This is a genomic window from Streptomyces sp. NPDC029122 (assembly GCF_055569445.1).
The window spans coordinates 73,060-80,996 of sequence record NZ_JBVHWK010000036.1; the positions used below are offsets into that span (position 1 = coordinate 73,060).

Annotated in this window: 7 protein-coding genes; 6 read left to right on the forward strand and 1 reads right to left on the reverse strand. The window is 72.6% G+C overall.

The window, feature by feature from the left end:
* Nucleotides 1-140: 140 nt before the first annotated feature.
* Nucleotides 141-839: a DUF461 domain-containing protein gene (locus ACZ4WZ_RS30515; protein WP_467895663.1), complete on the reverse strand. Its 699-nt coding sequence runs from the start codon at nucleotides 837-839 to the stop codon at nucleotides 141-143.
* Between the two features lie 555 nt (nucleotides 840-1,394).
* Between ACZ4WZ_RS30515 and ACZ4WZ_RS30520 the strand changes: the two genes are divergently transcribed.
* The 6 genes from ACZ4WZ_RS30520 (at nucleotide 1,395) to ACZ4WZ_RS30545 (ending at nucleotide 7,821) form a co-directional block, all read left to right on the forward strand.
* Nucleotides 1,395-1,877 (forward strand): CarD family transcriptional regulator, encoded by a 483-nt coding sequence (locus ACZ4WZ_RS30520; protein WP_003953493.1) that lies wholly within the window; start codon nucleotides 1,395-1,397, stop codon nucleotides 1,875-1,877.
* Between the two features lie 368 nt (nucleotides 1,878-2,245).
* Nucleotides 2,246-2,992, forward strand: coding sequence for a 2-C-methyl-D-erythritol 4-phosphate cytidylyltransferase (ispD, locus tag ACZ4WZ_RS30525; RefSeq protein ID WP_467895666.1), 747 nt, complete (start codon nucleotides 2,246-2,248; stop codon nucleotides 2,990-2,992).
* The gene (gene ispF, locus ACZ4WZ_RS30530) at nucleotides 2,982-3,479 is read left to right on the forward strand and encodes a 2-C-methyl-D-erythritol 2,4-cyclodiphosphate synthase (protein ID WP_388942445.1); all 498 of its coding nucleotides are present in this window, start codon (nucleotides 2,982-2,984) and stop codon (nucleotides 3,477-3,479) included. The genes ispD and ispF overlap by 11 nt, the downstream gene beginning before the upstream one ends.
* Before the next feature lie 116 nt (nucleotides 3,480-3,595).
* Nucleotides 3,596-5,011 carry a cysteine--tRNA ligase gene (gene cysS / locus ACZ4WZ_RS30535; RefSeq protein WP_467895669.1) on the forward strand — a complete coding sequence of 472 codons (1,416 nt, stop codon included), beginning with the start codon at nucleotides 3,596-3,598 and terminating at the stop codon, nucleotides 5,009-5,011.
* A 134-nt stretch (nucleotides 5,012-5,145) separates the two neighbouring features.
* Entirely contained in the window at nucleotides 5,146-6,117 is a 972-nt protein-coding gene (gene rlmB, locus ACZ4WZ_RS30540) for a 23S rRNA (guanosine(2251)-2'-O)-methyltransferase RlmB (protein ID WP_467895672.1), read from the forward strand.
* Between the two features lie 156 nt (nucleotides 6,118-6,273).
* Nucleotides 6,274-7,821 carry a DoxX family protein gene (locus ACZ4WZ_RS30545; RefSeq protein WP_467895675.1) on the forward strand — a complete coding sequence of 516 codons (1,548 nt, stop codon included), beginning with the start codon at nucleotides 6,274-6,276 and terminating at the stop codon, nucleotides 7,819-7,821.
* Nucleotides 7,822-7,937: the final 116 nt, after the last annotated feature.

A 7,937-nucleotide genomic window follows, 5' to 3' on the forward strand; every position in this document is an offset into this window, starting at 1 on the left:
ATGTCCTTGATCGAGGACACACCTGAGAACACGGCCCCACACAGACCCAAAGCTCCGGCAAACGGGGGAAACAAGGAAAAAACCCCCCCCCCCCCCCCCCCCCCTCCCCCCCCCCTCCTCCCCTGCGCCCGCTCGGGCGCTCAGTGACCGGCGCTGCGCGACGGCGAGGCGGACGCGGAGCCCGCGGCGCCCGACGGCGTGGCGCCGGCGGCCGGGGAGCCCGAGGCGGCCGGGGAGCCCGACGCGCCGGGGGAGCCCGACGCGCCCGGGGAGGCCGAGCCCGAGGGGGTGCCCGACGGGACGGGGCCCGGCGCGGCGGCGGGGGCCTCGGTCGGGCCGTAGCCGGCGTACATGCCGGTGGCCGGGACGACGAACGCGCCCAGCTCCACGTCGCCCGCGGTGCTCAGCTGGAAGACGACGTCCTGCACGTTGCCGTTCTGGACGGCCTCGCGGCCGCCCTCGATGACGGCGGAGGCGTTGCCCTTGCCGCCCAGCACCACGGAGCCGCCGGCGGGCACGGTGATCTTGGCGGAGCCCTCGGCCGCCTTCAGGACCACCTTGGACTTGCCACCCTTGAGGGTGATCCCGTCCAGGGTCTGGGCCTTGGTGCCGGAGTTGAAGAGGGTCGCCGAGACGGCGGCCGGCCCCTTCTTGCCCTTCTCGCCCTTGGTGACCACCAGGGCGTTCTGGATCTTGATGTCGCCCTTGGTGACGGCGGCGTTGTCCGGCTTGATCTGGAGAGACTGCGCGTCGTTGCCCGCGCCGCACGCGGCGAGCGAGGCAAGGGAGAACACGACGGCGGTAGCGGCGAGAGCGCCGCGTCGAAGGCTGCGGCTCACGGCGGCGGCAACTCCTTGGACGTACGGACGGGACGGGTGGAGGCTCGGAGCGGCTGAGGTAAAGCCGCCCTAAGGGTGTGTCAGCGCGCTTAGGTTACCGAGCCGCCGCCCCGCCCCCGCACCCGACCCTCCGCAGCGCGCGCACCGCGCCGCACCCGTCCCGCGATCTTGCATTCCGCTATCGGGCCCCGGGCCCCCGTGTGATCAATTCCGGGATTCCCTCGAACGCGGCTCCGTGATCAATTCCAGATTGGGCCGGAACCCGCTGCGTACGGGTGGCCGCCAGTCGAACGGAGTACTTCGGTTTCCGGTCCAGGAATCCGGCAAAACGGGACGTACGTCACACTCGTGGCCGCGCCCGCCAGGTGTAACGTGGTCGTTTCGCCCGGTCCGCACAGCGCCTCCGACCTGCGAATACCCCCTTCCGGAAGCCTTTCGCAGCACGTTCGTGTCGCTGTTGTCAAGCCCCGAGATGTGCCCTGACCTGCGAAAACGCCATTCATAACAGTCAGTTCTCGTGTTACCCTGGATAGCCACGGAAGGGGTACCTGTCACATGACGTTCAAGGTTGGCGACACCGTGGTCTATCCCCATCACGGGGCCGCGCTGATCGAGGCCATCGAAACTCGCCAGATCAAAGGCGTGGACAAGACCTACTTGGTGCTCAAGGTCGCCCAGGGCGACCTGACGGTTCGTGTGCCTGCGGACAATGCAGAGTTCGTCGGCGTTCGCGACGTAGTCGGCCAGGACGGGCTGGACCGGGTCTTCGAGGTGCTCCGCGCACCGTACGCAGAAGAGCCCACGAACTGGTCCCGTCGTTACAAGGCGAATCTGGAGAAGCTCGCTTCTGGCGATGTCATCAAGGTCGCCGAAGTAGTGCGCGACCTGTGGCGTCGTGAGCGTGAGCGCGGTCTCTCCGCTGGTGAGAAGCGCATGCTCGCTAAGGCGCGGCAGATCCTGGTGAGCGAGCTCGCGCTCGCCGAGAACACCAACGAGGACAAGGCCGAGGCCCTCCTCGACGAGGTTCTTGCGTCCTGACGCTCGAACCGGCCACAGTGTGCCGCGGTGCCCGATGACCCGCCCTCTCTTCACGAGAGGGCTGTTGCCGGGCGCTGCGGCATGTCTGCACCCAGCGCTGTTCACCGGCGCCGTACACGCACCAGTGCCACCACGCGCCGCGGTGCACCCCCGCGCATCCACCCACACCCGTGGGTCACTCCGCCGTACCCTGCGTGTGCACACCCGCACGGTCCTGTACCGGCGTGCCGGGTCCGGGCAGCCGGCTCGACCGGTCGTCACGGAAGGGGCGAGGGCGTCGCACCCGGCACTCCCGCCGACCATGCCGGGGGTACGCCCAAGGCCATACCCATGTCGGCCGAAGTCACAAACCTGGCTCGGAGCTACTGATGTCTGACGAATCCCGCCCCCACCGCACCGCCGCGGTGATCCCGGCCGCGGGCCGCGGGGTACGCCTCGGCCCCGGCGCCCCCAAGGCCCTGCGGGCCCTCGGCGGGACCCCGATGCTGATCCACGCCGTCCGCGCCATGGCCCGCTCCCGCGCGGTCGCCCTGGTCGTGGTCGTCGCCCCGCCCGACGGGGCCGCCGAGGTCCGCCACCTCCTGGACGAGCACGCCCTGCCCGACCGCACCGAGGTCCTGGTCGTGCCCGGCGGCGCCACCCGCCAGGAGTCCGTGCGGGCCGGCCTGGCCGCCCTCCCGGCCGACATCACCTCCGTACTGATCCACGACGCGGCCCGCCCCCTGGTCCCCGTCGACACCGTGGACGCCGTCGTCGAGGCCGTCCGCGACGGAGCCCCCGCCGTGGTCCCCGCCCTGCCCCTGGCCGACACCGTCAAGGAGGTCGACCCCCGGGGGCCGGGCGAGCCCGAGCCGGTCGTCGCCACGCCCGAGCGGGCCCGGCTGCGCGCCGTGCAGACCCCGCAGGGCTTCGACCTCGCCACGCTGCTGCGCGCGCACGAGGCCATCGCCGTCAGCGGCGAGGGCGCCACCGACGACGCCGGCATGGTGGAGCGCACCGGGGTCACCGTCGTGACCGTCCCCGGCCACGAAGAGGCCTTCAAGGTCACCCGTCCGCTCGACCTGGTCCTCGCCGAGGCCGTACTCGCCCGCAGGAGGGCCACCGATGTCTACTGACCTGCCCCTCATCCCCCTCGTCGGCATCGGCACCGACGTGCACGCCTTCGAGGCCGGCCGTGAGCTGTGGTGCGCCGGACTGCTCTGGGAGGGCGAGGACGGCCTCGCCGGCCACTCCGACGGCGACGTCGCCGCCCACGCCGCCTGCGACGCCCTCTTCTCGGCCGCCGGCGCCGGCGACCTCGGCGCGCACTTCGGCACCTCGCGCCCCGAGTGGTCCGGCGCCGCCGGGGTCACCCTCCTGGCGGAGGCCGCCCGGATCGTCCGGGCCGAGGGCTTCGAGATCGGCAACATCGCGATCCAGGTGATCGGCGTACGCCCGAAGATCGGCAAGCGGCGCGAGGAAGCGCAGAAGGCGCTCGCGGCGGCGGCGGGCGCCCCCGTCTCCGTCTCCGGCACCACCACCGACGGACTCGGCCTCACCGGCCGCGCCGAAGGGCTGGCCGCCATCGCCACCGCCCTCGTCTACCGGACGGACCGGGGCTGAGTACGACGTATGTCCGCCCCGCGGGCCGTCGCCGATGTCACCTCTTCGGCAACAAACCGTCCGGGCGCCCTCAAACGGTCGCGGGGCACTGCCGCAGGCGCACTACCCTGGATGCCGTGACTATTCGCCTGTACGACACCAGCGCCCGGCAGATCCGCGACTTCACCCCGCTCGTCCCGGGCTGCGTCTCGATCTACCTCTGCGGTGCCACCGTGCAGGCGGCACCGCACATCGGGCACATCCGGTCCTACCTGAACTTCGACGTCATGCGCCGCTGGTTCGCGTACCGCGGCTACGACGTCACCTTCATCCGCAACGTCACCGACATCGACGACAAGATCATCGCGAAGTCGGCCGAGCAGGGCCGCCCCTGGTGGTCCATCGGCTACGACAACGAGCTGGCCTTCAACACCGGCTACGACGCCCTCGGCTGCCTGCGGCCGACGTACGAGCCGCGCGCCACCGGCCACGTCCCCGAGATGATCGAGATGATGCGCGGCCTCATCGAGCGCGGCCACGCGTACGAGTCGGAGGGCAACGTCTACTTCGACGTGCGGTCCTTCCCGGGCTACCTCGCGCTCTCCAACCAGGAGCTCGACAACCTCCAGCAGCCCTCGGGCGCGGGCGAGACCGGCAAGCGCGACCCCCGCGACTTCGCGATGTGGAAGTCCGCCAAGCCCGGCGAGCCCTCCTGGGAGACCCCCTGGGGCCGCGGCCGTCCGGGCTGGCACCTGGAGTGCTCCGCCATGGCGCACAAGTACCTGGGGGAGGCCTTCGACATCCACGGCGGCGGCCTGGACCTGATCTTCCCGCACCACGAGAACGAGATCGCCCAGGCCAAGGCCTTCGGCGACGAGTTCGCCCGGTACTGGGTGCACAACGCCTGGGTCACCATGTCCGGCGAGAAGATGTCGAAGTCCCTCGGCAACTCCGTCCTCGTCTCCGAGATGGTCAAGCAGTGGCGTCCGATCGTCCTGCGCTACTACCTCGGCACCCCGCACTACCGGTCGATGATCGAGTACAGCGAGGAGGCGCTGCGCGAGGCGGAGTCGGCGTTCGCCCGCATCGAGGGCTTCTACCAGCGCGTCACCGAGAAGGCGGGCGGGGCCGTCGAGGCCGCCGCCGAAGTGCCGCCGGCCTTCGCCGAGGCGATGGACGACGACCTGGGCGTCCCGCAGGCGCTCGCGATCGTCCACACCACGGTCCGCCAGGGCAACAGCGCGCTCGCCGCCGACGACAAGGACGCGGCCATCGCCCGCCTGTCCGAGGTGCGCGCCATGCTGGGCGTCCTCGGCCTGGACCCGCTCGACCCGCACTGGGCGGGCGAGTCCGACCGCGGCGAGACCGCGATGGGCAAAAGCGTGCACGGGGCCGTCGACACCCTCGTACGCCTGGTCCTGGAGCAGCGCGAGTCCGCCCGCGCCCGCAAGGACTGGGCGACCGCCGACGCCATCCGCGACCAGCTCCAGCAGTCCGGTCTGGTCATCGAGGACGGCCCGGCCGGTCCGCGCTGGACCCTCGGCCCGCGCTGATGCCGGGCGCCCCGGTCTGACGCCGGGCGCCCCGGTCTGACGCCGGGCGCACCGGCTTGGTGGCCGCCCGGCCGTCCGGGCGGCACACTCTTCATACGTACATATCGCAGCACGAACGAAAACAGGTAGAGGTCATGGCCGGTAACAGCCAGCGCAGGAACCGCCGCACGTCCAACAAGAAGGGCGCGACGATCGGCAGCGGTGGCCAGCGGCGCAAGGGCCTGGAAGGCAAGGGCCCCACGCCCAAGGCCGAGGACCGCAAGAAGCACAAGGCGAACCGCATCGCCAACGCCATGGCCCGCCAGGCAGCCAAGCGCCGCCCCGCCCCCCGCCGCGGCGGCCCCAAGGGCACCAGCGAGATGGTCGTTGGCCGCAACCCGGTCTTCGAGGCACTGCGGGACGGCGTCCCCGCCACGACCCTCTACGTCCAGCAGTTCATCGACAACGACGAGCGCGTCCGCGACGCGCTCAAGCTCGCCGGCGAGCGCGGCAACATCAACCTGATGGAGGCCCCCCGCCCCGAGCTCGACCGGATGACCAACGGGCTCAACCACCAGGGCCTGGTCCTCCAGGTCCCGCCGTACGAGTACGCGCACCCCGAGGACCTCACCGACGCCGCCCACGACAACGGCGAGGACCCGCTGATCGTCGCCCTCGACGGGGTGACCGACCCGCGCAACCTCGGCGCGATCGTCCGCTCCGTCTCCGCCTTCGGCGGCCACGGCGTGGTCATCCCCGAGCGCCGCGCCGCCGGTATGACCGCCGGAGCCTGGAAGACCTCCGCCGGCACCGCCGCCCGCACCCCGGTCTCCCGCGTCACCAACCTGACCCGGGCCCTCCAGGAGTACAAGAAGGCCGGCATCGCCGTCGTCGGTCTGGCCGCCGAGGGCACCCACGAGGTGCAGGACCTGGACGCCCTCTCCGGTCCGGTCGTCATCGTCGTCGGCTCCGAGGGCAAGGGCCTCGGCCGCCTCGTCGGCGAGACCTGCGACTACCTCGTCCGCATCCCGATGCCCGGTGGCGCCGAGTCCCTCAACGCCGGCGTCGCCGCCGGCGTCGTCCTCTACGAGGCCGCCCGCAAGCGCGCCCAGCGCGGCCGCGTCTGACCCGGACGGCCGTCGGCGCTTGATCCACCTGGCCCACGGGACATGACCCGTGAGCGTGTCGCCCCGCCCCTCGCGGGCGGGGCGACTTGATCTTGACGGGTCTCGGACAGATCCCTCGTGTCAAGGCAGTGTCCTAACCACCCATCACTCGGTTAGATGAGTGTGGACACCAGAACGTCAGGGTTCGACGACCAGCCCGCGCTGAGCATGGTCAAGGTGCCGTGCGACCCCGCACAGGTCATCGTCAACCACGCAAGCTTCCGCGTGCGGCTCGCACCGAGCCCGAGCGCGCGTTCCAAGCCCGCGAATGCCCCCGGCCGCGTGCCCCTCCTCGGCGCCGCCGCCGTCGCGACCGCCGGAGCCACCCGCCGCCGCGCCCCCGTCGTCTGGAGCGGCAAGTCCGCGCCCGGCGACTCCGCGGCCATGGGAGGGCTCCTCCAGGCGGTGCGCGAAGCCGGCCGCGGCCACGACGACTACGACGGCGGAGCCGCCACCCAGACCATCCCCCGGGTCGACCTGGCACACGACCTGGGCCAGGACACCCTCGCCACCCCCACCGTCATCGGCCAGCGCACCTACGGTGACCCGGACGAGACCCGTCCGCTCGCCGCCGTGCGCGACCTGCCGCGCCGGCCCTACCCGCCGTACGGGGGCCCCGACGCCCACGACGGCGACTACCCGGGACCCGACACCGGTCCCGACAGCCGGCGCTCCGCCACCGACGCCCGCGGCCAGGCCTCGTACTACCCCGGCCGCCGCATGAACCTCGGCGTCGTCCTGCTCCCCCTGCGCGTCTTCCTCGGCTTCATCTCCATCTACGCCGGCATGGGCAAGCTCTGCGACCCCGTCTACTTCGACGGCGGCGAACGCGGATCCATGGTCACCTGGCTCCAGACCCTGCATCCGTGGGCCCTCGCCGAACCCCTGCGCGACTTCGCGCTCGCCCACCCCGTGGGAGCCGGACTCAGCGTCGCCTTCCTCCAGGTGATCGTCGGCGTGCTGACCGTCTTCGGCCTCTGGCAGCGCTTCGCCGCCTGCATCGGCGCCCTGCTCTCCGCCGCACTCCTCATGACGGTCAGCTGGAAGACCGTCCCCGCCTACGACGCCCCCGACATCATCTACCTCGCCGCCTGGAGCCCGCTGATCATCGCCGGCGCTCCCGTCTACTCCCTCGACGCACGCCTCACCGGCGAGGCGTGGCGCACCCTCGGCCCCCGCTCCGAGATCTGGCGGCTGCGCCGCCGGGTCCTGCGGCGCGGTGCCGTCATGGCCACCGTCGTCTGCGGACTGACCCTGCTCATCGGCTCGCTCCTCGGCGGCGCCGTCCGCTCCTCCACCGTCGTCACCGTCCCCGGCCCCGGCGAGGCCCCCAGCAACTACCTCCCCGGCAGCCCCCTCCCGCAGCCCCCCGCCAAGCAGCCCGCCCCCGGCAGGCAGCCCTCGAAGCAGGCCTCCCCGGCAGCCGCCCCCTCCGAGCCCGCCGCCAAGTCCGGCCGCACCGGCAGCAGCGCCCCGAGCCGCGACAGTTCCTCGACCGGCTCCGGAGCGCCCAGCGCGACCAAGACCTCCGGCAGCCAGACCCCGCGCAGCAGCACCCCGAAGCAGTCCAGCCCGCAGCAGCCGCCGGCCACCACCTCGGGGGCCCGCAGCGGCTCCGACACCCCGACCAAGAAGCCCGGCCTCGTCGGCGGCCTCCTGGGCTGAGCGACCCCGACCGACCCGGAAGGGGGGGGGGGGGGGGGGGGGGGGGGGGGGGGGGGGGGGGGGGGGGGGGGGGGGGGGGGGGGGGGGGGGGGGAGGGGGGGGGGGGGGGGGGGGGG